The organism is Pseudomonas sp. IT-P12 (assembly GCF_949767465.1).
Classification (GTDB): domain Bacteria; phylum Pseudomonadota; class Gammaproteobacteria; order Pseudomonadales; family Pseudomonadaceae; genus Aquipseudomonas.
Map to the genome: position 1 here is coordinate 510,446 of NZ_CATKPY010000022.1, position 26,136 is coordinate 536,581.

General features: G+C 58.3%; 24 protein-coding genes and 1 pseudogene. 12 read left to right on the forward strand and 13 right to left on the reverse strand.

What is annotated here, in order from left to right; genetic code table 11:
- Nucleotides 1–4: 4 nt before the first annotated feature.
- Entirely contained in the window at nt 5–1,330 is a 1,326-nt protein-coding gene (locus ACM6IM_RS17110; RefSeq protein ID WP_192304471.1) for an MFS transporter, read from the reverse strand.
- A gap of 266 nt (nt 1,331–1,596) precedes the next feature.
- On the opposite strand from ACM6IM_RS17110, the gene ACM6IM_RS17115 reads away from it, so the two are divergent.
- Entirely contained in the window at nt 1,597–2,469 is an 873-nt protein-coding gene (locus ACM6IM_RS17115) for a LysR family transcriptional regulator (RefSeq protein WP_192304473.1), read from the forward strand.
- A gap of 69 nt (nt 2,470–2,538) precedes the next feature.
- Here ACM6IM_RS17115 and ACM6IM_RS17120 read toward each other — a convergent pair whose 3' ends face one another.
- Nucleotides 2,539–3,402, reverse strand: a complete 864-nt coding sequence (locus tag ACM6IM_RS17120; protein WP_414865783.1) for a LysR substrate-binding domain-containing protein — start codon at nt 3,400–3,402, stop codon at nt 2,539–2,541.
- Nucleotides 3,403–3,511: 109 nt separating this feature from the next.
- On the opposite strand from ACM6IM_RS17120, the gene ACM6IM_RS17125 reads away from it, so the two are divergent.
- The 3 genes from ACM6IM_RS17125 (at nt 3,512) to ACM6IM_RS17135 (ending at nt 6,266) form a co-directional block, all read left to right on the forward strand.
- Nucleotides 3,512–4,621: a 2-aminoethylphosphonate--pyruvate transaminase gene (locus ACM6IM_RS17125; RefSeq protein WP_192304477.1), complete on the forward strand. Its 1,110-nt coding sequence runs from the start codon at nt 3,512–3,514 to the stop codon at nt 4,619–4,621.
- A 60-nt stretch (nt 4,622–4,681) separates the two neighbouring features.
- Entirely contained in the window at nt 4,682–5,509 is an 828-nt protein-coding gene (phnX, locus tag ACM6IM_RS17130; protein ID WP_192304479.1) for a phosphonoacetaldehyde hydrolase, read from the forward strand.
- A gap of 208 nt (nt 5,510–5,717) precedes the next feature.
- Nucleotides 5,718–6,266, forward strand: coding sequence for a cytochrome b (locus ACM6IM_RS17135; RefSeq protein WP_414865784.1), 549 nt, complete (start codon nt 5,718–5,720; stop codon nt 6,264–6,266).
- 7 nt (nt 6,267–6,273) lie between these two features.
- Here ACM6IM_RS17135 and ACM6IM_RS17140 read toward each other — a convergent pair whose 3' ends face one another.
- From ACM6IM_RS17140 to ACM6IM_RS17150, 3 genes are all read right to left on the reverse strand, one after another.
- On the reverse strand, nt 6,274–7,191 hold the full coding sequence (locus tag ACM6IM_RS17140) for a 1-aminocyclopropane-1-carboxylate deaminase/D-cysteine desulfhydrase (protein WP_414865785.1): 918 nt from the start codon (nt 7,189–7,191) through the stop codon (nt 6,274–6,276).
- Between the two features lie 145 nt (nt 7,192–7,336).
- Complete coding sequence (locus ACM6IM_RS17145) at nt 7,337–9,376, reverse strand: FAD-dependent oxidoreductase (RefSeq protein WP_414865786.1); 2,040 nt, start codon at nt 9,374–9,376, stop codon at nt 7,337–7,339.
- A gap of 172 nt (nt 9,377–9,548) precedes the next feature.
- On the reverse strand, nt 9,549–10,001 hold the full coding sequence (locus ACM6IM_RS17150; protein WP_007973385.1) for an Lrp/AsnC family transcriptional regulator: 453 nt from the start codon (nt 9,999–10,001) through the stop codon (nt 9,549–9,551).
- Between the two features lie 138 nt (nt 10,002–10,139).
- Here ACM6IM_RS17150 and ACM6IM_RS17155 point away from each other — a divergent pair, with 138 nt between their 5' ends.
- Genes ACM6IM_RS17155 through ACM6IM_RS17165 form a run of 3 tightly spaced genes read left to right on the forward strand, consistent with a single transcriptional unit; the run spans nt 10,140 to nt 12,124 of the window.
- Nucleotides 10,140–10,757, forward strand: a complete 618-nt coding sequence (locus ACM6IM_RS17155; RefSeq protein WP_414865787.1) for a LysE family translocator — start codon at nt 10,140–10,142, stop codon at nt 10,755–10,757.
- A gap of 24 nt (nt 10,758–10,781) precedes the next feature.
- Nucleotides 10,782–11,624, forward strand: a complete 843-nt coding sequence (panB, locus tag ACM6IM_RS17160) for a 3-methyl-2-oxobutanoate hydroxymethyltransferase (protein ID WP_414865788.1) — start codon at nt 10,782–10,784, stop codon at nt 11,622–11,624.
- Nucleotides 11,625–11,638: 14 nt separating this feature from the next.
- Nucleotides 11,639–12,124, forward strand: a complete 486-nt coding sequence (locus ACM6IM_RS17165; protein WP_131106816.1) for a MaoC family dehydratase — start codon at nt 11,639–11,641, stop codon at nt 12,122–12,124.
- Nucleotides 12,125–12,205: 81 nt separating this feature from the next.
- Here ACM6IM_RS17165 and ACM6IM_RS17170 read toward each other — a convergent pair whose 3' ends face one another.
- From ACM6IM_RS17170 to pyk, 7 genes are all read right to left on the reverse strand, one after another.
- Nucleotides 12,206–12,922, reverse strand: a complete 717-nt coding sequence (locus tag ACM6IM_RS17170) for a TerC family protein (RefSeq protein ID WP_414865789.1) — start codon at nt 12,920–12,922, stop codon at nt 12,206–12,208.
- Nucleotides 12,923–13,080: 158 nt separating this feature from the next.
- Entirely contained in the window at nt 13,081–14,604 is a 1,524-nt protein-coding gene (gpmI, locus tag ACM6IM_RS17175; protein WP_414865790.1) for a 2,3-bisphosphoglycerate-independent phosphoglycerate mutase, read from the reverse strand.
- A gap of 8 nt (nt 14,605–14,612) precedes the next feature.
- On the reverse strand, nt 14,613–16,238 hold the full coding sequence (locus ACM6IM_RS17180; RefSeq protein WP_371049586.1) for an NADP-dependent glyceraldehyde-3-phosphate dehydrogenase: 1,626 nt from the start codon (nt 16,236–16,238) through the stop codon (nt 14,613–14,615).
- Nucleotides 16,239–16,318: 80 nt separating this feature from the next.
- Nucleotides 16,319–17,116 (reverse strand): triose-phosphate isomerase, encoded by a 798-nt coding sequence (tpiA, locus tag ACM6IM_RS17185; protein WP_414865791.1) that lies wholly within the window; start codon nt 17,114–17,116, stop codon nt 16,319–16,321.
- A 3-nt stretch (nt 17,117–17,119) separates the two neighbouring features.
- On the reverse strand, nt 17,120–18,421 hold the full coding sequence (gene eno / locus ACM6IM_RS17190) for a phosphopyruvate hydratase (protein ID WP_371049588.1): 1,302 nt from the start codon (nt 18,419–18,421) through the stop codon (nt 17,120–17,122).
- Nucleotides 18,414–18,584 carry a hypothetical protein gene (locus ACM6IM_RS17195; protein WP_371049589.1) on the reverse strand — a complete coding sequence of 57 codons (171 nt, stop codon included), beginning with the start codon at nt 18,582–18,584 and terminating at the stop codon, nt 18,414–18,416. The genes eno and ACM6IM_RS17195 overlap by 8 nt, the downstream gene beginning before the upstream one ends.
- Nucleotides 18,585–18,598: 14 nt before the next feature.
- Entirely contained in the window at nt 18,599–20,047 is a 1,449-nt protein-coding gene (gene pyk / locus ACM6IM_RS17200; protein ID WP_414865792.1) for a pyruvate kinase, read from the reverse strand.
- Nucleotides 20,048–20,362: 315 nt separating this feature from the next.
- Here pyk and ACM6IM_RS17205 point away from each other — a divergent pair.
- The 4 genes and pseudogenes from ACM6IM_RS17205 to ACM6IM_RS17220 all read left to right on the forward strand — a co-directional run.
- Nucleotides 20,363–20,896 (forward strand): annotated as a pseudogene (locus ACM6IM_RS17205) (MCP four helix bundle domain-containing protein); the annotation flags it as partial.
- Nucleotides 20,885–21,985: a methyl-accepting chemotaxis protein gene (locus ACM6IM_RS17210; protein WP_414865919.1), complete on the forward strand. Its 1,101-nt coding sequence runs from the start codon at nt 20,885–20,887 to the stop codon at nt 21,983–21,985. The pseudogene ACM6IM_RS17205 and the gene ACM6IM_RS17210, both read left to right, overlap by 12 nt.
- Before the next feature lie 146 nt (nt 21,986–22,131).
- Nucleotides 22,132–23,097, forward strand: coding sequence for a GntR family transcriptional regulator (locus ACM6IM_RS17215; protein WP_414865793.1), 966 nt, complete (start codon nt 22,132–22,134; stop codon nt 23,095–23,097).
- Nucleotides 23,094–23,732 carry an aldolase gene (locus ACM6IM_RS17220; RefSeq protein WP_007946566.1) on the forward strand — a complete coding sequence of 213 codons (639 nt, stop codon included), beginning with the start codon at nt 23,094–23,096 and terminating at the stop codon, nt 23,730–23,732. Before ACM6IM_RS17215 ends, ACM6IM_RS17220 begins: the two co-directional genes overlap by 4 nt.
- A gap of 525 nt (nt 23,733–24,257) precedes the next feature.
- Here ACM6IM_RS17220 and ACM6IM_RS17225 read toward each other — a convergent pair.
- Nucleotides 24,258–25,169, reverse strand: a complete 912-nt coding sequence (locus ACM6IM_RS17225; protein WP_414865794.1) for an AraC family transcriptional regulator N-terminal domain-containing protein — start codon at nt 25,167–25,169, stop codon at nt 24,258–24,260.
- Between the two features lie 191 nt (nt 25,170–25,360).
- Here ACM6IM_RS17225 and ACM6IM_RS17230 point away from each other — a divergent pair, with 191 nt between their 5' ends.
- Complete coding sequence (locus ACM6IM_RS17230; RefSeq protein WP_414865795.1) at nt 25,361–26,110, forward strand: SDR family NAD(P)-dependent oxidoreductase; 750 nt, start codon at nt 25,361–25,363, stop codon at nt 26,108–26,110.
- The last annotated feature ends 26 nt before the right edge of the window (nt 26,111–26,136 follow it).

The following is a 26,136-nucleotide window of genomic DNA, read 5'->3' on the forward strand; positions in this document are numbered from 1 at the left end:
TTCCTTATGTTCGCAGGGTTTTGACACTCATCGGCCGGTTCGGCACGAAGGCGGTATCGGCACGCAGGCCAGCCGGACGGCTATTCCAGTGCGGGATCAGCACCAGCGCGGAAAACATCGCGCAGCCGGCAAAGATGATGAACACGGTCACGGAGTCGAAGTAGCCTGGCAGCAGACCTCCCAGAATCGCCCCGACCGAGCCGCAGCCGTTGACGAACCCGGCCGCCGTCGCACCGGCCTTGGCGGTGCCGAAATCGATGGCGGCCGCACCGCTGATCATCGAATCCGGTCCGTAGAGGGTCAGCCCCATCACGAACAACAGCGCCACCACCAGGATCACACTGCCGGTGTGCAGGGCGCCCATGAACAAGGCGAGCGATACGGTCAGCGCCAGCAGGCTGATCACGCAGGCCGGCATGCGGCGGGCGCCGAACAGTTTGTCCGACGCCAGCCCGAGCAGGATAGGCCCGAGCAACCCGGCCAGTTCAAAGGCTGTCGGAATGATCGCTGCACCGACCTTGCCCACCGCCGGCATCTGCTCGAACACAATCACCGGCCCCCACAGCAGAATGGCGTAGCGCGCCGGTTTCAGCAGGAAATACGCGAGGCCGAGAATCAGCACCGTGCGGTTGCGCAGGATTTCCTTCAAGGGTTCCAGTACGCTGAGCCGGCTTTGAACATACGCCTGTTCAGCGGTCAGCTCGGGTTCCGGCTCCACGGCCGGCAAGCCCACGTCCTCCGGCTTGTTGCGTTGAAAAATAAAAAACAGCACGGCGACCAGCCCGACGACCGCCGCACTGGAAACGAACGCCGCGTGCCAGGTGCCGACGAGCGTATAGGCCCACCAACCGGCAAACGGCGAAGCCACGAGCCCGCCAAAGGCATAGCAGGAACTCCATAAACCGAGCACCCGACCGCGCTGTTCGGCGGGGAAGAAACTGCCGATGTTCTTGCACAACCCCGACCATCCCGTGGACTGGGCCAGACCTTGAATCAGCATGCAGGTGGCGAAAATCGGCACCGTTGCGAAGTTGCCCATCACCAGCGCCGCCGCAGCGGAAATCACCAACCCGCCGAGCACCACGACTCGCGGGCCAAAGCGATCGGCAAGGATGCCCCAGGTGAATTGCCCGATGGCGTAGGCGCCGAGGTAAATGGCGTCGAGGTTGGCCATGGCCATTTTGTCGAGCGTGAACGTGGGGTCTTCGGCGATCCCCAGTTTGGCCACGGAAAATGCTTTGCGGGTGAAGTAGAAAGCGGCGTAGGCGAGCCAGGTGATCGCGAAGATCTGCACGCGCCAACGCTTGATGGTGCCGATGTGCTTGTTCATTGTGGTTCTGACCTCAGGGTGTGAGTGTGCCGGCAGAAATTGAGAAATAACGCCTGTCTTTTTATTGTTGAGCACTGCGATATCGCTGCTTCCCTAGGCGATACCGGTCAGATGAGTCCTGCAGTTGCACGCACAGGCTCATGGTCACCGCGCTGTTCGACTGAACAGTCACCGCGACTGAGGCTGATAAAAACAACTACTGATAAATAAGTGAAATCGATTTATCGTATTTCAAATATAAGCCCAGCTTGTTACTGGAGGTTTCGATGTCGGTTTCCCATGCCCAGCTCAAAGCCTTCCACGCCGTGGCCGTCCACGGAAGCTTCACCTGCGCCGCCGAGCGGCTTTTTCTCACCCAGCCCGCCATTTCCGATCAGGTGCGAAAACTCGAAGAGCGCTTCGGCGTGCTGCTGTTCCACCGCAATAAACGTTCGGTGCGCCTGACCGACCTGGGTGAGCGCTTGCTCAGCATCACGCAGCGGCTGTTCGTGATCGAGGCCGAAGCCCAGGAACTGCTCCACGACTCCCGGGCCTTGCAAACCGGCAGCCTGATCCTCGCGGTGGACGCGCCGGTACACGTGCTGCCGCAGATCGCGCGGTTCTGCGAACGCTACCCCGGCATCAGCGTGAAAATCGAAACCGGCAACACCGATGAATCGCTATACCGCCTGTTCAACTATCAGGCCGATCTGGCGTTGCTGGGGCGCGATGTCAGCGACGAGCGCCTCCTCTCCCTGCCCCTGCGCAATGACCCGATGGTGGCATTTGTTTCGCGCAATCACGCATGGGCGAATCGCGAATCGATCTGCCTGAAGGACCTCGACGACACGCCGCTGGTGTTGCGGGAGATCGGCTCGGTCACGCGCCAGACCCTGGAAGACGAAATGGCCCGGGCGGGCTTTCGCATTCGCCCGGCGATCCAGGTTGAAGGTCGGGAAGCGGCGCGTGAGGCGGTGGTCGTCGGGATCGGCGTCGGTGTGGTGTCGGCCGCCGAGTTCGGTGCCGATTCGCGGGTGTGCGCCTTGCCGATCATCGATTGCACCCGGCGCCTGACGGAGACGCTGGTGTGCTTGCGCGAGCAGAGTTCACGGCGGGTGGTGGCGACGTTTCTGGAGATGGTGCGCGAGAGTCTGGTGTAGGCAGGTCCGGCCGCTTCGCGAGCAAACCGGCTGCCGCGTTTGACGGTGTTCTACCTGAATGGACTCGCTCTACGGAGTGGGCGCCAGCTCGAAAAACGCCTGGATCAAGCGCAAGTCCCGTCGGCGTTCCATGCACCCCATCATGTGCCGGTTCACCAGGCCCTCACCGATAATCGGCACCGCCACCACCCGCGGGTCATGGCTGACCTCGACCGACGACACCACCCCCACGCCCAACTCTGCGGCGACCGCTTCGGTCACCGCCTCGCGGCTGTCCAGCTCCAGCAACACCCTCGGGTTGACCATCGCCTGCGCGCACGCCTGGTCAAACGTGCGGCGGGTGATCGACCCCGGCTCGCGCAACACCATGATCACCTGGTCCAGCGCCTTGAGCGGCACACCTTTGGGTTTGTGCGTCCACGGATGCCCCTGAGGCACCAACGCACACATCCGCGATTCGCTCAACGCTTGCAAATGCAACCCCTTGCGCGGTTCGACCTCGGTCAATACCGCGATGTCGGTATGTTCGGACAACAACGCAGCAAGGGTCTCCTGGGCGTTGCCCAGGCGCAGGTTCACAGTGATGCCCGGGTAGCGCGCACGCAAACTGGCCAACATCGGCATGACCATGTGCGGCCCGTCGGCGGCCACCTCCAGGCGTCCGGTGAGCAACTGCCGATTGGCCTCGAGCATCACCTGGGCCTCCTCCGCCAGGCTAAACATTGCCCGGGTGATGGCGGCCAGCTTTGTGCCCTCCTCCGTCAGTTCGACCCGACGCGCCGTGCGCCGCAGCAGGGTGATCTGATAGTGCTCTTCCAGGGCCTTGATGTGCCCCGTGACGGCGGGCTGGCTGATGAACAATCGCTCGGCGGCGCGGGTGAAGCTGCCTTCGCGGGCGACCGCATCGAAGGCTCGGAGCTGAAACAGGTTCATGGATAAGTCCCACTGATGACTGGCATAACAACAAACAATTTGATTGATGAGACGGCAAATTGCAATTTAAGCCCCGTAGCTTCATCCCACCGTTTGCGAGGACACGAGAATGAGTATTGCCGAACCCATCCTGCTCACCCCCGGCCCACTGACCACTTCGGCCCGCACCCGTCAGGCGATGATGGTCGACTGGGGTTCATGGGATGATCGCTTCAACCAACTGACCGCCAGCCTTTGCGAACAACTGCTGGCAATCATCAACGGCGCTGACAGCCACCACTGCATCCCGTTGCAGGGCAGCGGCACCTTCGCGGTCGAAGCGGCGATCGGCACGCTGGTGCCCCGTGACGGCAAGATCCTGGTGCTGATCAACGGCGCTTACGGCAAACGCCTGGCGAAGATCTGCGAAGTGCTCGGGCGTCCCTTCAGCACGTTTGAAACAGCCGAAGACGAGCCCACCACCGCCGCCGACGTTGACCGCCTGCTGCACGCCGATGCCGGGATCACCCATGTCGCGCTGATCCACTGCGAAACCAGCACCGGCATTCTCAACCCGCTGCCGGACATCGCCCAGGTCGTAGCACGGCACGGCAAACGCCTGATCATCGACGCCATGAGCTCCTTCGGTGCGTTGCCGGTGGATGCGCAGCAGGTGCCTTTCGACGCCCTGATTGCCGCCTCCGGCAAATGCCTGGAGGGTGTGCCGGGCATGGGCTTCGTTTTCGCTCGCAAGGATTCGCTGGCCCAGTCGGCCGGTCACTCGCATTCGCTGGCGATGGACCTGTTCGACCAGCACAGCTACATGGCCAAGACCGGCCAGTGGCGCTTCACCCCGCCGACCCACGTGGTCGCCGCCCTGCATGAAGCCCTGCTGCAATACAACGAAGAAGGTGGCCTGCCGGCGCGGCATGAGCGTTACGCCGCCAACTGCCAGGCACTGATGGAAGCAATGAGCAATCTGGGGCTGCGCAGCTTCCTGCCGGCGGCGATCCAGGCGCCCATCATCGCCACCTTCCACGCCCCGACGGACCCGCGTTATCAGTTCAAGGAATTCTACGAGCGGGTCAAGGCCAAGGGTTACATCCTCTACCCCGGCAAACTGACCCAGGTCGAGACCTTCCGCGTCGGCTGCATCGGTCATGTCCAGCCGGCCGACATGCGCCTCGCCGTGGCCGCCATCGGCGAGGTACTGCGGGAGATGGAAGTGCTGGAAATCTGACCCACACCCTTTTTGCTCGCTCCCACGAAGAACCGACCTTTGCCACAGGAAACGATCATCATGAATTACACCCAACCCACCAAACTCCAGGCTGCCATCCTCGACTGGGCCGGCACCGTGGTCGACTTCGGCTCGTTCGCGCCCACGCAGATCTTTGTCGAAGCGTTCGCCGAGTTCGACGTTCAGGTCTCCATTGAAGAAGCCCGTGGCCCGATGGGCATGGGCAAGTGGGATCACATCCGCACCCTGTGCGACCAGCCGGCCGTTGCCGAACGCTATCGCAAGGCCTTCGGCCGCACGCCGACCGACGCTGACGTCACTGCCATTTACAATCGCTTCATGCCGCTGCAGATCGAGAAGATCGCCGAGCACTCGGCGCTGATACCCGGCGCGCTGGACAGCATCGCGCAGTTGCGTGCCCAGGGGATCAAAATCGGTTCCTGTTCCGGCTACCCGAAGCAGGTCATGGACAAGGTGGTCGAGCTGGCCGCCACCAATGGCTACATCGCCGATCATGTGGTCGCCACCGACGAAGTGCCCAACGGCCGCCCATGGCCGGCCCAGGCATTGGCCAACGTCATCGCGCTGGGCATCGACGATGTCGCGGCGTGCGTGAAGATCGACGACACCGTGCCGGGCATTCTCGAAGGCCGCCGCGCCGGCATGTGGACCGTCGCCCTGCTCTGCTCGGGCAATGCGCTGGGTCTGGACTACGACGGTTACCTGGCCCTCGACAGCGAGCGACTGGCCAGCGAGCGCAAGCGTATCCAGGCGCTGTTCGAAGGTTCGCGCCCGCACTACATGATCGACAGCATCGTCGATCTGCCGCCCGTGATCGCCGACATCAACCGGCGCCTGGCCCAGGGTGAGATGCCGCAAAGCAACTGATCCAGTGGTCGTGAACCCCAGAAGGAGCGAGCCTGCTCGCGAAGGTGTCAACGACAACGCCGGGCGCCTGACACCCAGCGGTGCGCTGAACGCCATCGCCAGCAGGCTCGCTCCGACAGGGGCGGGCAAAGCCGACCAAACAGGATTACAGTTAACGCACACCGTCGGCCAAGAACGGTGGCTTGAACCGACCTGTGAGGAACGCCGTATGCCCTGGAAGAACTCCGAATCCCGGTACAGCACCGTCTCGATCACGCTGCACTGGTTGATGCTGGTCCTGCTGGCGCTGGTTTACGCCTGCATCGAGTTTCGCGGGATCTTCCCCAAGGGCAGCGGTGGCCGAACGCTGATCACCGAGTCGCACTTCATGCTCGGGCTGACGGTGTTCGTGCTGGTCTGGTTCAGGCTGTTCGCCCGCAGCCTCGGCCCGGCGCCTCAGATTTTCCCCGCCTCGCCGAAGTGGCAAACCACGCTTGCGCGCCTGATGCACGGGGCGCTGTACGTTTTCATGATCGCGATGCCGATCCTCGGTTGGCTGGTCACCAGTGCCAAGGGCCATCAGGTGATGTTCTACGGCTTTGACCTGCCGCTGCTGGTCGCGGAAGACAAGGCGTTCGCCAAACGCATCCAGGACTGGCATGAACTGGGTGGCACGATTGGCTACTGGCTGATCGGGCTGCATGCCCTGGCGGGGATCTATCACCACTATGTGGTGCGCGATAACACACTGCTGCGGATGATGCCCAAGCGCGACTGAACCGCGATCATTGAAAACCGCGACGGCCCTGCAAGCCGCCGGTGTGGATGAAGATCAAACGCGTGCCCCTTTCGAATCGTCCTGCTTCGACGTGCTGCCTGAGCGCCAGCAACGCCTTGCCGGTGTACAGCGGTTCGAGGGGAATGCCAGTGGCGTGTTCGGTCCGGGCGATGAAGTCCAGCAGCAACGGATCGACCTTGCCGAACCCGCCACGGCTGGCGTCGAACAATTCACAGCGCAGCCCGGGCGAGCCCGCCTCCTGTGCAATCGCCTCGACCTGCTGCGCCACGCCATGGTCGCCGGGCACCGCCAACGCACCGTAGACAGGATGTTCGCCCGCTTCGGCCAGCATCAGCCCCGCCAGCGTGGTGCCGGTCCCGCACGCCAGCCACCAGCCGTCGTAACCGCTCCAGCCCAACCTGCTCAGTTGCGGCCCGACCATCGCCTTCAACGACAGGCAGCCCTTGGCCCCCGGCCATCCACCACCCCCTTCGGGCACCGGCCACAGCTCCGGGTATTGCGCCTGCCAGGGCGTCCAGAAACCGGCCTCGTGCCGCGCGCGATAACCGCCGTAACCGAGCCAGTGCAATTGCATGCCGAACGCCTGCAGATCGTTGACCGTTGGCGTCTGCTGCGCATGCCCACGCAGCAGCCCCACGGTGCGGAAACCAAAGCGCTGGCCAGCAGCGGCCAGCGCGTGCAAGTGATTGGAATGGGCACCGCCCAGGCTGATGATGCCTGCTGCCCCCGCACGGTCGGCGGCCCTGAGGTGCTCGATGAGCTTGAACCACTTGTTGCCGCTGATGAACGGGTCGATCAGGTCGAGGCGCAGGATCGCGAGTTCGAGGCTGGCGGCGCTGAGCCAGTCGAGGTGGAGGGGTTCGAGCGGGGCCTGGGGCTGCCAGTCGCGGGGAGGGAGAAGCATGGAGGCCGGCTCTGGGTAAAGAGCCGGCATCTTAACAGCCTTGAGGACGCTATCGCGGGCAAGCCCGGCTTGGATCTCCAGTGTTTGCAAGCCCTTGTGGGAGCGAGCCTGCCCGCGAAAGCCACCGGCAGGATCAACCGGCGTGTTACAGCTCGGCCGCCAGGCGCGACCCCTGGTTGATCGCCCGCTTGGCATCCAGCTCCGCCGCCACGTCCGCGCCGCCAATCAAGTGCACCGTCTGCCCCGCCGCGACCAGGCCGTCGTGCAGTTCGCGCAGCGGGTCCTGGCCGGCGCAGATCACGATGTTGTCCACCGCCAGCACCTGCGGCTCTCCGGTTTCGCCGATGCGAATGTGCAGCCCCTGGTCGTCGATCTTCAGGTACTCGACGCTGTTGAGCATCTGCACGTGCTTGTTCTTCAGACCGGTGCGGTGGATCCAGCCGGTGGTCTTGCCCAGGCCGTCACCGACCTTGGTTTTCTTGCGTTGCAGCAGGAACACTTCGCGTGCCGGGGCATGGGGTTCAGCCTTGATCCCGGCCACGCCGCCGCGCGCCTGGAGCTGGGTGTCGATGCCCCATTCTTTCCAGAACGCTGCACGGTCCAGGCTGGTCGCCACCCCCTCATGCACCAGGAACTCCGACACATCGAAACCGATCCCACCGGCGCCGATCACGGCCACACGCTTGCCCACCGGCTTGCGCTCGAGAATCACGTCCAGGTAGCTCAGGACCTTGGCGTTGTCGACGCCCGGGATGGCCGGCGTACGCGGCGCGATACCGGTGGCCAGGATGATCTCGTCATAACCGCCTTCAACCAGTTGCGCCACGTCGACGCGGGTGTTCAGGCACACCTCGACGTGGCTGGTCTGCAGTTTGCGATTGAAATAACGCAGGGTTTCGTAGAACTCTTCCTTGCCCGGCACACGCTTGGCGACGTTGAACTGGCCGCCGATTTCGCTGGCCGAATCGAACAGCGTCACCTGATGCCCGCGCTCGGCGGCCACGGTGGCCGCCGACAGCCCGGCGGGACCGGCGCCGACCACCGCGATTTTCTTGATCGACTGCACCGGCAGGTAGTTGAGCTCGGTTTCGTGGCAAGCCCGCGGGTTGACCAGGCAACTGGTCAACTTGCCGCCAAAGGTATGATCCAGACACGCCTGGTTGCAGCCGATGCAGGTGTTGATTTCATCGGCACGGCCCGCGGCGGCCTTGTTCACGAAATCCGGGTCGGCCAGGAACGGGCGCGCCATCGACACCATGTCGGCATCGCCTTCGGCCAGGATCTGCTCGGCCACTTCCGGGGTGTTGATGCGGTTGGTGGTGATCAGCGGGATGCCCACCGAACCGCGCAATTTCGCCGTGACCTTGCTGAACGCCGCACGCGGCACCTTGGTGGCGATGGTCGGGATGCGCGCCTCGTGCCAGCCGATGCCGGTGTTGATGATCGTCGCGCCGGCCTGTTCGATGGCCTTGGCCAGGGTCACGATCTCTTCCCAGCTGCTGCCGCCTTCGACCAGGTCGAGCATCGACAGGCGGAAGATGATGATGAAGTTCGGGCCGACCGCTTCGCGCACACGGCGGACGATTTCCACCGGCAGGCGCATGCGGTTTTCGTAGCTGCCGCCCCAACGGTCGGTGCGGTGGTTGGTGTGCGCGGCGAGGAACTGGTTAATGAAATACCCTTCCGAGCCCATGATCTCGACACCGTCGTACTCGGCTTTTTGCGCCAGCATCGAACAGGTGACGAAATCGCTGATCTGCTTCTCGATGCCTTCCTCGTCCAGCTCCCGGGGCTTGAACGGGTTGATCGGCGCCTGGATGGCGCTCGGTGCAACCTGTTTCGGGCTGTAGGCATAACGACCGGCATGGAGGATCTGCATGCAGATCTTGCCGCCCGCCTCGTGCACCGCGCGGGTGACGATCTGGTGTTTGAGCGCTTCTTCCTCGGTGGTCAGCTTGGCCGCGCCGGAATACACGCCACCTTCGTCGTTAGGGCCGATACCGCCCGTCACCATCAGGCCGACGCCACCACGGGCACGCTCGGCGAAGTAGGCCGCCATGCGTTCGAAACCGCCGGGTTTTTCCTCGAGCCCGGTGTGCATCGAACCCATCAGGGTGCGGTTGCGCAACGTGGTGAAACCCAGGTCCAGCGGGGCCAACAGGTGCGGATAGTGAGCGGCGGTCATCGAAAACTCCACGTCGAGCGATCACGGAAAAAGTGAGGGCGCTCTTGGGCGCCCCTCTGTCATGCACAACAGATTATGGGCACTCGACCGGGCGCTCAATGACCGAAACTGACAACTTGATGATCTAATTGCGCAGCCGACACCCCTCTGCGTGTCGAAGGTTATTTTCGTATCACAGAGGCAAGGGTCGATCCTGCACGACCCGCTTCATAACGAGCGTCGACGTCAGCCTCTGCACATTCGGCAACGTCGAAAGACTCTCATCGTAGAGTCGCTGAAAGGCTGGCAAATCTTGAGTAATGACGTGAAGCAGGTAATCCGGTTCACCAAAAAGCCGTTGAGCATCGACTATCTGGGGAATTCCGAGGAGCGCCGTTTCGAAAGCCTCAACAGCTTGTCTGTCACCTTCGCGAAGGGTAGCGAACACCATGGCGGAAAAGTTGAGGCCCAAGGCGCCAGGGTCCAGTTGGGCTCTGTAACCGAGCAGTACTCCCGACTCCTCCAGCGCTCGGACTCGACGATGGCAAGGTGAAAGGCTCAATCCGACACGCTCGGCGAGTTCAGTCACTGAAAGTCGGCCGTCTTTTTGCAATTCAGAAAGAATCTTTCGATCAATTCGGTCCATTTGGAAGAATCTCCCTCATTCACGCGATACACCGAACATCTTTGAAAGTAAATTCTAACAACATTTCACTATTCTTCCTCGCATCCAATTCTTCCGGAGCAGGACGATGAGTTATCAGCAAGACACGTGGGTGGCGCCATGAGTCTCAGTGTGTTTATTGCCTTCTGGGCGGTGTCGATTCTATTCGTCATAACCCCGGGCGCAGACTGGGCCTACGCCATATCCGCCGGTTTGAAAGGAAGGGTCGTCATACCTGCCGTGGGCGGACTTCTGTCCGGCCACCTGATTGCAACCATGGTGGTTGCCGCAGGCGTCGGCACGCTGGTAGCCAACCACCCTTTGGCCTTGACCGTGCTAACGATTGCCGGAGCGGCCTATCTGCTTTGGCTGGGAATCAACATGCTTGCCCGCCCTTCGACACCCCATGCCGATGATGTTCAGGTTTCGAACTCCTGGACACGCTGGGCGATCAAGGGCCTGTGCGTGAGCGGGCTCAACCCGAAAGTGTTTCTGTTGTTCCTGGCGTTACTACCGCAATTTGCCCACGCCTCCGCCCCTTGGCCCGTGCCGCTACAGATGATTGCACTTGGTTTGGTCCACACGATCAGTTGCGGGGTGATCTATCTTTTGGTCGGCTTCGGTTCTCAGGCCGTTCTGCATGCACGACCCACGGCGGCTCGGTTCGTCAGCCGGTTCTCTGGCGCGGCAATGATCATCATCGCAGTCATTCTGCTCGCCGAGCAGATACTGGATTAATCCTTTTTTATCGAGGCAGTGTTCATGAGCGATCAGCCCGCACCTTACGGCAACGCAACTCACGCGCAGGCGGCGACCCGGGTGCGCATACCGCATCTGAAACAAATGAAAGTGGAAGGCCGGAAATGGGCGATGCTCACTGCATACGATATGTATAGCGCTGCCATTTTCGACGACGCGGGTATACCGGTTCTTCTGGTGGGCGACTCTGCCTCCAACAACGTCTACGGCAATGAGTCCACGCTATCGGTAACCGTTGATGAACTGATTCCGCTGGTTCGGGCGGTCAGTCGCTCCACTCAGCGAGCCCTGGTGATTGCCGATCTGCCTTTCGGTTCTTATCAGGCCTCGGCCGAGCAATGTTTCCATACCGCCGTGCGCTTCATGAAAGAAGCCGGTGCCCACGCGGTCAAACTGGAAGGTGGCATCGAGATGCTGCCTCAAGTCGAGAAGCTGACGAGTTCAGGCATACCGGTCATGGCCCACATCGGTTTCACGCCACAGTTCGAACATCAATTGGGCGGCTTTCGTGTCCAGGGCCGGGGCGAGGATGCACAGCGTTTGCTCGACAGTGCCAAAGCTTTTGAAGCCGCAGGCGCGTTCGCGATTTTGATCGAGATGGTGCCAGGCGATGTGGGTCGAGCGATTACCGAAGCGGTTTCAATTCCAACGGTTGGTATCGGCGCGGGAAATCAATGCGATGCCCAAGTCCTCGTCTGGCAGGATATGGCCGGACTGCGCACCGGTCGCATGCCGCGTTTCGTCAAGCAATACGCCGATCTTCGCTCGGCTCTTCACAACGCGGCGAAGGATTTTGCAATGGATGTAGGTGCTGGAACTTTTCCCGGCCCCGAGCACACTTTCTAGCCCAAGGATCTGCTATGAAAAGCCTCAGAGAACGCGCTGCCGAAGGTCTTCAGGTCGGAGACCGCTTCACCATCGATCGTTGTTTTTCAGATGAGGATATCCGCCGATTCGCGCAGATCTCTCGGGATTACAACCCTGTTCACTGCGACGCGCGTTATGCATCGATTCGCGGATTCAAGACACCTGTAGCCCATGGCCTACTGACAGCCAGCCTCATTACCGAAATCGGCGGACAAATCGGTTGGCTGGCCAAAGGAATGAGTTTTGAGTTCAAACGACCGGTTTACCCAGGAGAACAGATCATCTGTCACTGGCTTATTGTGAACATCGATGAACGCGGTCACGCAAAAGCTGAAGTCAGTGTTTCCAATGCACAAGGTGTCATCGTGCTGGAGGCCACGACCACGGGGGTACTGCCCGGCGTCGATGAACGAGAACGCATGAAACAGATGCTTTCTGAAGGCGACCCCACCAACGGTGCTGCCTCTTCGTCGAGGTGATGGCCACGCGTTGGCGACTGTCCTGTCTGTATCTGAAAAAAATTGCCGTAGCGGGGCGTCCTTGCCCCGTCTGCGACGGACTCACGCAGCCTTAAGCGTCCTGAAGCGAATGTTCAATGCCTCGACCGCAAGTGAGAACGCCATTGCAAAATAGACGTAACCCTTCGGTACGTGCATCCCCATCGCATCGGCAATCAGCACGACGCCCACAACAATCAGGAACGCCAGGGCCAGCATTTTCAGGCTCGGATGCTTGTCGATGAACGCACTGATCGCCCCGGCCGCAAGCATCATGATCAACACAGCGACGACGATAGCGGCAACCATCACCGGTACATGAGAAACCATTCCGACAGCTGTGATCACCGAGTCCAGCGAGAAGACGATATCGATGATCGCAATCTGAATGATGGTGCTCAGAAAGCCCGCCCCCTTTTTACCAAACTCAGCCTCCCCCTCTTCGCCACCTTCCAGTTCCTGGAAGATTTCGCTGCTGCTTTTCCATAGCAAGAACAATCCACCGAAGAACAGAATCAGGTCACGCCCCGAAATCCCTTGATCGAAGACATGAAACAGATCGGTAGTCAGTTGCATGATCCACGTGATGGACAGCAGCAGAAGAATGCGCGTGACCATGGCCAGTGCCAAACCGAAGAAGCGGGTTTTGGGCTGCATGGCTTTGGGCATGCGGCTGACCAAAATCGAAATCATGATGATGTTGTCGATACCCAAAACAATTTCCAACACTGTCAGGGTAAAAAACGCGATCCAGATTTCCGGATTGAGAAACCATTCCATAACGTCAAAACTCTCGATTGCCCAGAAAAAAAGGCATCACCAAATTCGGTGATGCCCGCATGCTCAAATGAGCGAGTCGTGGTAAGCCACATCGCCTCGACGGGGGCGACCAAACCAATCGTCGGTGCGGCGATGCACTGATGGCACCTGTCAGCCAATCAGACGGTGAGAAGCGAGTTGCCATCCATCTCAGACGGAATCGGCAAACCCAGCATCTGCAACAGGGTTGGAGCGATATCGCACAACCGGCCATGCTTCAGCCCGTGTCGCCCAGGTTGCTCACTGACCAGAATCAGCGGTACCGGATTCAAGGTATGCGCCGTGTGGGCCTGGCCAGACGTCGCATCGAGCATTTGCTCAACGTTGCCATGGTCGGCGGTAATCAAACATTCACCACCAACTGCGAGGGTTGCTTCAACCACGCGACGCAGGCATTCATCGAGCACCTCGACTGCCTTGACGGCAGCATCGAAGGAGCCCGTATGACCCACCATATCGCCGTTGGCATAGTTGCAAACGATCAGATCGAATGTGCCGCCGGCGATAGCGTTGACCAGTTTGTCAGTCAACAGTGGGGCGCTCATCTCAGGCTGCAAATCGTAGGAAGCAACGTCAGGCGACGGAATCAGGATTCGCTCTTCACCCTCAAAAGGCTGCTCTCGACCGCCGTTGAAAAAGAACGTCACGTGGGCGTACTTCTCGGTTTCGGCAATGCGCAATTGCGTTTTCCCAAGTCTGGCCAAGTGTTCCCCCAAGCTGTTGTGAATAGCTTCAGGAGGGAATGCACACAGGCAACTCAGCTCTTCGGAATACTGCGTCAATGTCAGCAAGCGATCCTTGTCCACCACTAACGGCCGCTCGAACGCCGTGAAATCCGGTTGGATCAACGCCTGGGTCAACTCTCGCGCCCGATCGGGGCGAAAGTTCATGAAGATCATGGCGTCATCGACACCGACTCTGACGGGTTGTCCAATCGTGGTTGGCTTGACGAATTCGTCCGACTCCCCACGTTCGTAAGCGGCAGACAAAGCTACCGACGCCGTTTCAGCCTGATGTTCGGCTTCGCCGCCGACAATCAATCGGTAGGCCGATTCCACACGCCCCCAGCGGTTGTCGCGATCCATTGCATAGTAGCGACCGACCAGCGAAACAATGCGCCCGGCGCCCAGTTTCACAAACGCGTTTTCCAAAGCCTCAAGCGAGGCTAAAGCGCTCTTGGGCGGCGTGTCTCGACCATCGAGAAAGCCATGCACATAAACTTTCCCGACACCTTGCTCAACCAGGCAACCACAAGCCGCGATAATCTGATCGATATGACTATGCACGCCGCCCGGAGAAAGGAGCCCCATCACGTGCACGGCACCATCGCGACTCTTTACCCCTTGGAGCAACAACTGTAGTGCCGGGTTGTGTGAGAACTCTCCGTCCGAGAGTGCTTTATCAATTCGGGTCAGGCTCTGGTACACCACCCGCCCCGCGCCGAGGTTCATGTGACCAACCTCGGAGTTCCCCATCTGCCCCTCGGGCAGTCCAACAGCAAGACCTGACGTCGCGATCTCGCTGTGGGCGAAACGTTTGAGCAGCGCATCAAACGTCGGCTTCCTCGCTGCGGCGAAAGCATTCGATTCAGTAGCCTGCCGAATACCGACACCATCAAGAATAATCAAAGAGCGCGTCGTCATCGTGCCCCCTAGAAGATGTAATCAGTGGTCAAGAAGCTCGACTCGCGATTGCGAATGATGTCGCTGACCAGTTCCTTGTTACTTTCCTGGAACTTGGTGGCGACGAGCGTGCGGATGGAGAACACGCGCAAGGCGTCATGAACGGAAAGCGTCCCTTCGGCAGAGTTTTTGCGGCCGTTGAATGGAAAGCTGTCTGGGCCGCGCTGGCATTGCGCGTTGATGTTGATACGCCCCACCTGATTGGCGAAGGCATCGACCAAACGACCCACTTGCGCGGAATCCTTGCCGAAGATACTGAGCTGCTGGCCGAAATCGGAATCGAGGACGTATTCGATGACTGTTTCCAGATCACGGTAAACCACCACAGGTACAACCGGACCGAACTGTTCTTCGTGGTACACACGCATGTCAGAAGTCACCGGGTACAGCACCGCGGGGTAGAAAAACGTCTCACAGACTTCTCCCCCGCCGGCGTTGACGACTTTGGCACCTTTGCTGACAGCATCGGCCACAAGTCCGGTCAGAAAATCAGTCTTGCCCGGTTCTGGTAGCGGCGTTAAAGCGACCCCCGTCTCCCACGGCATACCCGGTTTCAGCTGGGCCAGCTTCGCCTGAAACTTGTCGAGGAAAGCGTCAACGACGTTCTCATGAACGAACAGGATTTTCAGCGCAGTACAGCGTTGCCCGTTAAACGACAACGAGCCGGTAACAGCCTCGGAAACGGCGTTATCCAAATCGACATCGGGCAGGATGATGCCAGGATTTTTCGCGTCCAGACCCAGCGCGGCACGCAGACGGTGTGGCTTTGGGTGCAGCTTTTTCAGGTCGCTGGCAGCCTTGTTGGTTCCGATGAACGCAAAAACATCGATCTTGCCGCTGGCCATTAAAGCGCTGACGGTTTCCCGGCCGCTGCCGTAAATGATGTTGATAACTCCGGCCGGGAAGCTGTCACGGAATGCCTCGAGCAAAGGTCGAATCAGCAACACCCCGAATTTTGCGGGTTTGAATACAACGGTGTTGCCCATGATCAACGCTGGAATCAGGGTCGTGAACGTCTCGTTCAACGGGTAGTTGTACGGTCCCATGCACAGCGTCACGCCCAAAGGAACGCGACGAATCTGTCCCAGGGTGTCTTGTTCAAGCTCGAAACGGCTGGAACGACGATCCAGTTCCTTGAGGGCGTTGATGGTGTCGACGATGTAATCACAGGTGCGGTCGAACTCTTTCTCCGAGTCTTTGAGATTCTTGCCGATTTCCCACATCAACAACTTCACGACCGCTTCGCGTTGTTCACGCATGCGGCTGAGGAAGGACTCCACGTGTCGAATACGCTCGACCACGCGCAGGGTTGGCCAGATGCCCTGGCCACGGTCATAGGCTTGTACCGCTGCTTCCAGTGCGGTCATGGCCGTTTGCGCGTCCAGAAGTGGGGTACTGCCCAAAATCACGGACTCGTGACCCGATTCTTTTTTCAGGCATACAGGACTGCGGACGGGAGCGAGCGCGCCGTCCCACAACCGCAGCTCGCCATTGACCAGATACTCGCGCTGTTCAATGGAAGGTCCTGGACGAAACGCAGCAGGGATTTCGTCTGCGCTGGGGAAGAGAGTTTCAAGTCGGTTGTTCAACGTCATTTTTCATACCTCTGTGCGCACTGTTCAGTGCCGGGAGAGAAAGAACCGGGCACGCTGTGCTTTGCACGTTCAAATAGAATTCAGATCACAACGAATTCGGCAGCCGGCGCCGTTTGCGCCGCCCAGCAGATGGCAGCAAAGGACATCGCATCCAGCGAAGCTCCGCCGATCAGGCCACCATCGATGTCCACTTGATCAAACAATTGCTTGGCGTTATCGGCCTTCACGCTCCCGCCGTACAGAATCCGGCAATCGACGGCGGCTGCGCGATCATGCTCAGCCAGCCACTTGCGGATGTGCCGATGAACAGCTTGCGCCTGCTCTGGCGTCGCGGTTTCGCCTGTACCAATGGCCCATACGGGCTCATAGGCAATCACCCCCTTGACCAGGTCCTGAATGCCCACTGCCTTCAGAACTGCACTCAATTGTTGGGTGACGATTGCCTCAGTTTCACCGCCCTGTCGCTGAGCAAGTGTTTCACCCACACACAACACCGGGATAAGTCCGGCGCGAAGCGCGGTAGCGAATTTCTTTGCCACACGTTCATCGTCTTCTGCATAAAGCGCACGGCGCTCCGAATGCCCGACAAGTACGTAGCGGCAGCCGATATCCCGGAGCATGGAAGCACTGACTTCTCCGGTATGTGCACCTGACAGATGAGCGCTCAGATTCTGGGCTCCCAGCGAAACATCAGAATCGTCCAGCAGATCAGCTACGGTCGCCAGGTAGGGAAACGGTGGGCAAATTGCCGTCTCGACACTTTCAAAGCGTGAAACCACCGGAAGCAGGCTACGCAGCAACGAAGCATTGGCCGCGCTGCTGCCGTTCATTTTCCAATTGCCGATAACCAGTTTCTTTTTGTGAGAAGAGCTCTGCATGATTCAGGCTTTCCTGTTCAAAAGTGCGGCAGCGTCATAGGGCGCACGCCCTTGCAAGGCCTCTTCAATACGCAGCAAACGGTTGTATTTGCCCACCCGATCCGAACGACTCAGAGAGCCGGTCTTGATCTGTCCGGCACAGGTTGCGACGGCAAGGTCGGCAATGGTGGTGTCCTCGGTTTCTCCCGAACGGTGAGAAATGACCGCGGTGTAGCCTGCGTCTTGCGCCATACGAATGGCGTCCAGCGTTTCACTGAGAGTGCCGATCTGGTTGAACTTGATCAGAATCGAATTACCAATCCCTTTCTGAATGCCCTCACGCAGAATTTTGGTGTTGGTCACAAACAAGTCGTCACCCACCAGTTGCACGTGGCCGAGCTTCTGAGTCAGCCCCGCCCAGCCATCCCAATCGCTTTCATGCATCCCATCTTCGATGGAAATGATCGGGTACTTGTCGCATAGCATCGCCAGGTAATCGGCAAAACCTGCCGAATTGAAGGACTGGTCTTCGCCGGCGAGTACATAGTTGCCGTCCTCGTAAAATTCTGAGGCAGCACAATCCAGCGCCAGCGTAATGTCCTTGCCCAGCTCGTAACCCGCTCGACTTACAGCCTCCTTGATAACAACCAATGCTTCTTCATTGGAAGCCAGTGAAGGAGCAAACCCACCCTCATCCCCCACTGCAGTGCTCAGGCCGCGCTCCGTCAAAACCTTCTTCAAGGAGTGGAACACCTCGGCGCCCATGCGCAGGCCTTCGCGGAACGACGAGGCTCCGACTGGCTGGATCATGAATTCTTGAATATCGATGTTGTTATCGGCGTGCTCGCCACCGTTGATGATGTTCATCATCGGAACGGGCATGCTGAATTTGCCAGGTGAGCCATACAGCGCAGCCAAGTGTTCGTACAGCGGAACCGCCTTAACCGCAGCCGCAGCCTTGGCGCTGGCCAGGGATACCGCGAGGATCGCATTGGCCCCCAGAATGCTTTTACTCTCGGTACCATCCAGGGCAATCATCGCATTGTCGATTTCACGCTGATTCAGGGCATCCAGTCCGATCAGGCATTCACGAATCGGGTTGTTCACATTCTCGACCGCGCGCATCACGCCTTTGCCCATGTAACGCGATGCATTGTCTCTTAGCTCGAGCGCTTCACGGGAGCCCGTGGACGCACCTGAGGGAACGCTGGCCGTTGCACTGACGCCACACGCGAGGGTCACAACCGCTTCGACGGTGGGGTTGCCTCGCGAGTCCAGAATTTCACGGGCAAGGATGTGCTGGATACGGCTGTTCTTGTTAAACATGATTTGTCCCCTTCGTATGATTCACTGCCGTTGCCTCTTGGCCTTGCGTACCGAGCAATTCCTGCTGCTCGGCATACTGCGCCCGAAAATCGAAATCCCGTGGCCATGATGCAAAGTCGTGTTCTTCAACGACTTTGTGATCAGTAGAATTCGTCTCACTCATCAGAGCATCCTCAATCAGCGGATCGCTTCGCCTACGCGCACAACACGAAGTGAATTGGTCCCGCCTTGGGCGTTGGCGTAGTCGCCTTTGGTAATCAGAACGTGATCGCCTGCCTTCACCACACCACGGCGGGTCAACTCATTCACAGCTTTCTCGTTGACCAATTCAGGGGCGAAATCATCGCTGTCGAACGGAATGGTCGTGACACCACGAAACAACGTGACCCGATTTTGGGTGGCCAGATTGCGAGAAAACGCAAAGATCGGAAGGTGCGAGCGAATGCGCGACATCAAGCGAGGTGTATCGCCGCTTTCCGTCATGCAGATGATGGCTTTGACACCGTGCAGGTGGTTGGCCGCGTACATGGCGGACATAGCAATGGACTCGTCGATCTTGTGGAACACCTGGTCGACGCGATGTTTGGAACGATGGGATTGAGGATGCTTTTCTGCGCCGATGATGATCCGGTGCGTGGCCTCGACCGTTTCGATGGGATAAGCACCCGCCGCGGTTTCGGCGGAGAGCATCACCGCGTCGGTGCCATCAAGCACTGCGTTGGCAACGTCGAACACTTCTGCACGAGTCGGCATTGACTGCGTGATCATCGACTCCATCATCTGAGTGGCGGTGATCACCACACGATTAAGCGTGCGGGCACGTTCGATAATCAGCTTTTGAACGGCGACCAGTTCCGCGTCACCAATTTCCACCCCCAGGTCACCCCGGGCCACCATCACGCCTTCAGATGCTTCGATGATCTCATCGAGAATTCGCAGGTCATTGACGGTTTCTGCGCGTTCAATCTTGGCAATCAGGCCGGCCTGCCCTCCTGCCTCCTGCATCAGGCGACGAGCCAGGTGCATATCCGAGGCGTCGCGTGGAAACGAGACAGCCAGGTAATCCACCTGCATGTGTGCAGCCGTTTTGATATCGGCGAAATCTTTTTCGGTCAGCGCCGATGCCGACAGTCCACCGCCTTTGCGATTGATCCCCTTGTTGTTGGACAGCGGTCCGCTTATCAGGACTTCGCAGATCAATTGCGTCGCTTCGACGTTCAGAACCTTCAACTCGATTCGTCCGTCATCGAGTAACAGAATGTCGTCTGGGCGGCTGTCTGTGATCAAGGCCTCGTAGTCGATTCCGACCCGCTGATTGTCCCCGGCATTTTTGTCCAGCGCAGCGTCGAGAACGAATTGCTGCCCCTTCTCGAGAACGACTTTTCCTTGCGCAAACCGTGCGATGCGAATTTTAGGACCTTGCAGATCGGCCAGTACTGCCACGAAACGACCATGTTTGGCAGCCAGCTCACGCACCAGCCGGGCACGAGCAATGTGATCTTCAGCCTTCCCATGGGAAAAGTTCAGGCGCACGACATCAACGCCCGCTTTCACCAATCCCTCGAGGGCTTCGAATGATTCTGTTGCTGGCCCCAACGTGGCCACGATCTTGGTTCTGCGCTGCATGACAGATGCTTCCTCAAACAGGGTTTTATTATTGAACGCAAAGGAAATCTGGAGGCGCTTGTGATTATTTGCGTGCAAATAATCAATCAGCGCGAAGCAATCCAATTGACTGCTAAAACTGCAAGGGACCGACAAATAGCTTTTTACCTCAGTCTTTTCATGCTAAACGCCCAGCACCCGCTAAGCGTCATCGAAAAAACGCCTAAAAAATCTTGGCACATTGACACACCAAAATGCAATGCTATTTTAGTCAGCACAAATACACGCATCCGGCCACGACCCGGATCGCACTACTCTGCCGAAGGGATATTGATCATGCTGCCAAGACGCCTCTCCATCGCCAGTCGAATGGTTCTCGGGTTCGTCATCATTGCCGCGCTGAGCATTGCGCTAGGGGTTTTCGCCTTACGTCAGATCGATGAAGTGCAGGTCCAATCGACCCAGATAAAAGACAATTGGCTTCAACGGGTACGTGCTCTGGGGGCGGCGAATGCCGCACTGAACCGCTATCGGATGGGATCGATGCAGCACATTCTTTCGGTCAGCGAGAAAGACATGCAGTCTTACGAGGACAAAACCGCCGGGCGGTTGCGTCAGGTTCGCGAGCAAATGCAGATCTATGCCCAGTTGCTCACGAACGAGGACGATCAGGGACGGTTGAGCGCGTTCAATGCCAGCCTTGACGTGTACGCAAAAAATCACCTCGAATTGCTCACGCTTTCTCGCAAGGGTGACAAGACGGGCGCCAGGGAATTTCTGATGACGATCAGGGATTCCTACGATCAGATGACGCAAAACTTCGAAGACCTCATCGACCGTTCAAACCAAGGCGCAGAGATGGCAGGTAACGAGTCGATTGATGCCTATCAACGCGCCGTCCAAGGCGTGGGATTGGTCATCATCCTGGTTGGTATCGGGACAGTTCTGGTGGCATGGCTACTGACTCGCAGCATCACTGCTCCCTTGAATGTGGCCGTTAAAGCCGCGAAAACAATTGCCGAAGGTGATCTGAGCCAGCCCATTCAACCAACGGGCAACGATGAAGCTACTCGTCTGCTCGAGTCCTTGGCGACCATGCAAAGCAATCTGATAAAGACCTTGGGACAGATTTCAGGCTCATCCCGCCAATTGACCAGCGCCACTGCCCAACTAAACACGGTCACGGAAGCCTCCAGTCAGGATATTCAACAGCAACACGCCGAGATTGAGCAGGCAGCCACCGCGGTGACCGAAATGACCGCAGCCATTGAAGAAGTCGCCCGTAATGCGCTATCCACGTCCGAGCTGTCCGTGGCGTCACGGGACATTGCCCTGAAAGGGCAACAACGCATGGTCGAAACATTGGACGCCATAGAGACGCTCACCCGAGATGTGCAACTCAGTTCGGAGCAGATTGAAAGCCTGGCCGAACAGTCGCAGCGTATTGGCAAGGTACTGGACGTCATTCGCACGATTGCCGAACAAACCAACCTGTTGGCACTCAACGCCGCCATTGAAGCGGCTCGAGCAGGCGATGCGGGTAGAGGTTTTGCCGTCGTTGCAGATGAGGTGCGCGCCCTCGCCCACCGCACTGCACAGTCGACGCGGGAAATCGAAGAGATGATAAGTGGCATCCAAAGCGGAACGGATACTGCCGTTTCAACCATGCTCAGCAGCAGTGAGAACACCCGTCTCACGTTGTCTTTGGCCCAATCCACTCAAAGCGCGCTGGCAGAAATTGTCGCCGCCAACGACGACATCAATCAACGCAATCTAATGATAACGACAGCCACGGAAGAACAAGCGCACGTTGCACGTTCCGTTGACCGCAACTTGCTCAATATCCGCGATCTGTCCGTTCAGTCGGCTACGGGCTCACAACAAACCACTGACGCTTCGATATCCCTCGGCCATTTGGCTGTCGAACTCAACAGCATGGTGGGACACTTCAAGATTTAATCAGTGCAATTTTTTGCATAATGCCACGTTAAAAAGTAGTCAACGGCGACGAAACCTGTTCGAATCAAGCCATGCTTCATTCGCTCTCACTCGCCACTAATGCGGAAAGTGATCGTCGCCACTCTATTCGTAAGTGATCAAAAAATATGGCCTCAAGTGCCCTCGTACTACGCATCGCCGCTGAAATCCGGCAGAACATCCAGACAGGTAAGCTACCCCTGGGTGCTCATCTGAGCGCACAAAAAGTCGCCGACGAGTTCAACGTCTCCCGCTCCCCTGCACGCGAAGCGCTGGTGCTGCTCTCCGAGCAAAACATTCTCGAACAACTGCCAAATCGTGGGTTCTTTGTGCTGGAGCTCGTGCACGATCCGTCGCAAATCCACGATGAGGTACTTCCGCTTGAAGAGCCGGACGAATACTACCGACTCTCGGAAGACTGGCTGAACAATGCAATCCCCAACGAAGTGACAGAGCAGTTTCTGCGCACTCGCTACAACCTGACAAAGGCCCAGGTCATAGACATTCTCAACCGGGCGGCAAAAGTCGGTTGGGCCGAGCCGAAACCGGGTTATGGCTGGCGGTTCCTGGACGTGGCGAAGACACCGGAAACTCTCGAACAGATCTACAAGGTGCGCTCGTTGATCGAACCGGCAGCGCTGCTGGAGCCGACTTACCATCACGACCTGAGCAAGCTCCAGCGCTTGAAAAAAGAGCAGCAGGACATGCTCAACGGCGGCATTGATAACCTGCCGGCTGATGTGCTGCTCAAAAATGGTATTCGCTTCCACGAAGAGCTAATCAAGCTCTCCGGCAACCCGCTTTATCACATGATCCTGGTCCAGATGAACAACATGCGGCGGTTGATCGAATATCGCTCGATGATCGACCGCAAGCGCCTTTTCAAACAGTGCGCCGAACACATCCGGATGATCGAACTGGTGGAACAAGGCAACAACCTTGAAGCCGCGCATCTCATGAAACAGCACCTGAGTGGATCCTTCGCTCACAAATCGCCAATTCTGAAATTAAGGCCCGAATCCGCCGAGGCCAGCCTCTCACTTTCAGGCATCGGCACTGGCCTCACATCACTTCTCGAGGAGAGTACAAGTTGAGCACCGAAGAACAATTGCGCGAAGAAATCTGCACCGTCGGCAAAAGCCTGTACGAACGCGGTTATACCGTGGGTAGCGCAGGCAATATCAGTGCACGCTTGGAAGATGGCTGGTTGATCACCCCCACCGACGCCTGCCTGGGAAGATTGAAGCCGGAAGAAATCGCGAAAGTCAGCAAAGACGGCACCTGGGTATCCGGCAACAAGCCTTCGAAAACTTTGGAGCTGCATCGTCAGGTATACGACCGCAACCCGGAAGTGAATGGTGTCGTGCACACGCATTCGACGTCGCTCGTGGCTCTGACGCTCGCTGGCGTCTGGAAAAACGACGACATCCTCCCTCCACTGACGCCTTACCAAATCATGAAAGTCGGCCACATCCCATTGATCGCCTATCAGCGCCCCGGTTCTCCTGACGTAGCGGCACAAGTTGCGCAATTGGCCAACGATGTGCGCGGCGTCATGCTGGAACGGCTAGGTCCAGTGGTTTGGGAAACCTCAGTATCAAAAGCCAGCTTTGCGTTGGAGGAGCTTGAGGAAACGGCAAAGCTCTGGATGATGAGCAATCCGAAGCCTGCACCGCTAGGTGAAGAGGCAATCGAAGACTTGCGTCGGGTGTTCTCAGTCAAGTGGTGATGCCTCCAAGAAGCAACACAAGTTGTTGAATTGAATAATGCGTTGATACTCGCCTTGTTAATCATGATCTCCATTCATCTCGCTACAGAGGTGACTAGCAAGGCGAATGCCCGCTTGCATATTTGACACTATTTGACCCTCAACCTGGGTCATGCAGCCTGACCGGGCACTATCTAACTGAATTTCCGCGCTATTACGCTCGTTCTTCGAATTCGGGGTAGATCCGTAAGGTGCGCCGATGGAGAGTGACGGCCGGCTGCGAGTTATTTTCAGTCCATGCGCCAGGCAGCAATCGATTTCTGCGCTTCATGAAATGCAGAAAACGAGTGTGTATTCAATCGGTCGATGCAACAGATTGGCTAAATGAATCGCCTCTGGTTTCGTAGACATCTCGAACGGCTGCAAAGGGTCGATTACTGTCCTTGGTGATAGGCAGAAATCGGCCAATAGCGGACTATCCGCTCGGCCAGACCTTGGCCGCGCTTTTCATCTGGCGACTCGGACTGACAACCTTCGAATGCTCCGTTAACCCCCTAATGCCGTCACATTCATCTTGTTTGGGTCGCTGGCATCCGCCGGCGTTTTAAACCTTGCGGCGTCTCTGGCAGGCGGCAACCCGAACAAGCGTGCGTACTCACGGCTAAATTGCGAGGCGCTTTCGTAGCCAACAGTGAATGCGATGGCGGCCGCGTTGTGTGTTTCGAATAGCAGGAGCCATCGCGCTCTGAGTAGACGCAGGCGCTTTTGGTATTGGATCGGTGTCATTGCGGTAATGGCTTTGAAGTGCCGATAGAACGCCGCGACGCTCATGTCGGCCATGGCCGCTAAAGGTTCTACACGAAAGGGCTCGGTGTAGTGCTCGCGTATCCATTGGGTAGCTCGGCGGACCTGTGAAACTCGGCCATCCGGGCGAGCAATCTCGCGCAACATCTCCCCAAAGGGCCCTTGAAGCGCGCGAAACAAAATCTCGCGCTCGATCATCGGGGCAAGCACCGGCGCCTCATCGGGATGGTCAATCAGGCGCAGCATGCGCAACCAGGCATCAAGCATTTCAGTTGGCGCCGCAACAGGCGCGAAGCAACTGGGGGGAGGCTGACTTTCCGTTTTTGGTCTGTCCGCCAGCAACGACGCGATGATGCTGGGTTCCAGGGTCAAGCTGATGGCGAGATAGGGCTCGTCCGGCCCGCCTGGGTAAATCTCCCCGGTAGCCGGTACATCAATGGGCACCACAAAATACGTGGCCGCTCCGTAACTCAGCACCTGGTCGCCAATGGACAAGGCTTTCGAGCCTTGCAGTACGAGGTGCAGCATCGGCTGGTAAACCTGGCTGGCACAAGCCTCCGCATTCACCATCGCCACACGTGGCAACCCGGTTTCCGTCCACTGGCTTTGAGCGCGCATCACGATACTGCGCAATTCATTCATGGTGTCGTTCATGTGAGCGACGATGGCGTAGACCGATGTATAAAGCAATGCAGATGAGAAGAATAGGCAAGAGTGCGAGAAGAACCGGCAACGGCTTTACGCGGCGCGGACCCAATACTGATGGCAAGCAGCGTTAGGCCTTCGGAACTGATCGGAGGTCAATAACGGACGCTGCGTCACTTGCCACTTTAGAAAGGTCTCCTATGAAACTTGAAGGAAAAATCGCGGTAGTAACGGGTGCTTCCAAAGGCATCGGTGCTGGGATTGCCAAAGCAATGGGTGCAGCCGGTGCAACCGTCATTGTCAATTATTCATCCAGCAAAGACGACGCGGATTCGGTGGTCGCACATATTCAAGCACAAGGCGCGAATGCCGTTGCCATACAAGCGGACATGGGCAACGGCGCTGACGTGACTCGCCTGTTTGCAACCGTCGCAGCTGACTTCGGAAAGCTGGATATTCTGGTGAACAACGCGGGTGTTGCCGTGTTTCAAATGATTGAAGACCTCACCGAAGAGGCCTTCCATAAGCAGTTCAACCTCAATGTGCTGGGATATCTACTGGCGGCGCGCGAGGCTGTGAAACTGCTGGGCACATCCGGCAGCATCATCAATATCAGCTCAATCCTCAGCACCGACCCCTACCTTGCTTCGAGCGTTTACTCGGCTACCAAAGGCGCAGTCGATACGTTGACCTTCGCGTTGGCTAGAGAGTTGGGGCCGCGGGGTATTAGGGTTAACTCCATCCTCCCAGGCCATACCAACACACCTGCCACAGACGGCAATTTCGCCGGTGATTTTGGCGAGCAACTTATCGCCGGTACGCCGTTGCGTCGCTTTGGCGAGCCTGAGGACATTGCGCCGCTTGCCGTGTTCTTAGCGTCCGAAGATGCCCACTGGGTGACAGGTGAATCCATCCGGGCATCCGGTGGTGTGCGCGGCGTGGGCTACTAACGTCTGCCGAACAACTCACGGGCGTT

Bases quoted from the DNA above. Each gene is read 5' to 3' on its own strand.
- ACM6IM_RS17110 (WP_192304471.1), bottom strand. From the start codon at position 1,330: ATGAACAAGCACATCGGCACCATCAAGCGTTGGCGCGTGCAGATCTTC.
- ACM6IM_RS17115 (WP_192304473.1), top strand. From the start codon at position 1,597: ATGTCGGTTTCCCATGCCCAGCTCAAAGCCTTCCACGCCGTGGCCGTC.
- ACM6IM_RS17120 (WP_414865783.1), bottom strand. From the start codon at position 3,402: ATGAACCTGTTTCAGCTCCGAGCCTTCGATGCGGTCGCCCGCGAAGGC.
- ACM6IM_RS17125 (WP_192304477.1), top strand. From the start codon at position 3,512: ATGAGTATTGCCGAACCCATCCTGCTCACCCCCGGCCCACTGACCACT.
- phnX (WP_192304479.1), top strand. From the start codon at position 4,682: ATGAATTACACCCAACCCACCAAACTCCAGGCTGCCATCCTCGACTGG.
- ACM6IM_RS17135 (WP_414865784.1), top strand. From the start codon at position 5,718: ATGCCCTGGAAGAACTCCGAATCCCGGTACAGCACCGTCTCGATCACG.
- ACM6IM_RS17140 (WP_414865785.1), bottom strand. From the start codon at position 7,191: ATGCTTCTCCCTCCCCGCGACTGGCAGCCCCAGGCCCCGCTCGAACCC.
- ACM6IM_RS17145 (WP_414865786.1), bottom strand. From the start codon at position 9,376: ATGACCGCCGCTCACTATCCGCACCTGTTGGCCCCGCTGGACCTGGGT.
- ACM6IM_RS17150 (WP_007973385.1), bottom strand. From the start codon at position 10,001: ATGGACCGAATTGATCGAAAGATTCTTTCTGAATTGCAAAAAGACGGC.
- ACM6IM_RS17155 (WP_414865787.1), top strand. From the start codon at position 10,140: ATGAGTCTCAGTGTGTTTATTGCCTTCTGGGCGGTGTCGATTCTATTC.
- panB (WP_414865788.1), top strand. From the start codon at position 10,782: ATGAGCGATCAGCCCGCACCTTACGGCAACGCAACTCACGCGCAGGCG.
- ACM6IM_RS17165 (WP_131106816.1), top strand. From the start codon at position 11,639: ATGAAAAGCCTCAGAGAACGCGCTGCCGAAGGTCTTCAGGTCGGAGAC.
- ACM6IM_RS17170 (WP_414865789.1), bottom strand. From the start codon at position 12,922: ATGGAATGGTTTCTCAATCCGGAAATCTGGATCGCGTTTTTTACCCTG.
- gpmI (WP_414865790.1), bottom strand. From the start codon at position 14,604: ATGACGACGCGCTCTTTGATTATTCTTGATGGTGTCGGTATTCGGCAG.
- ACM6IM_RS17180 (WP_371049586.1), bottom strand. From the start codon at position 16,238: ATGACGTTGAACAACCGACTTGAAACTCTCTTCCCCAGCGCAGACGAA.
- tpiA (WP_414865791.1), bottom strand. From the start codon at position 17,116: ATGCAGAGCTCTTCTCACAAAAAGAAACTGGTTATCGGCAATTGGAAA.
- eno (WP_371049588.1), bottom strand. From the start codon at position 18,421: ATGTTTAACAAGAACAGCCGTATCCAGCACATCCTTGCCCGTGAAATT.
- ACM6IM_RS17195 (WP_371049589.1), bottom strand. From the start codon at position 18,584: ATGAGTGAGACGAATTCTACTGATCACAAAGTCGTTGAAGAACACGAC.
- pyk (WP_414865792.1), bottom strand. From the start codon at position 20,047: ATGCAGCGCAGAACCAAGATCGTGGCCACGTTGGGGCCAGCAACAGAA.
- ACM6IM_RS17210 (WP_414865919.1), top strand. From the start codon at position 20,885: ATGGCAGGTAACGAGTCGATTGATGCCTATCAACGCGCCGTCCAAGGC.
- ACM6IM_RS17215 (WP_414865793.1), top strand. From the start codon at position 22,132: ATGGCCTCAAGTGCCCTCGTACTACGCATCGCCGCTGAAATCCGGCAG.
- ACM6IM_RS17225 (WP_414865794.1), bottom strand. From the start codon at position 25,169: ATGAACGACACCATGAATGAATTGCGCAGTATCGTGATGCGCGCTCAA.
- ACM6IM_RS17230 (WP_414865795.1), top strand. From the start codon at position 25,361: ATGAAACTTGAAGGAAAAATCGCGGTAGTAACGGGTGCTTCCAAAGGC.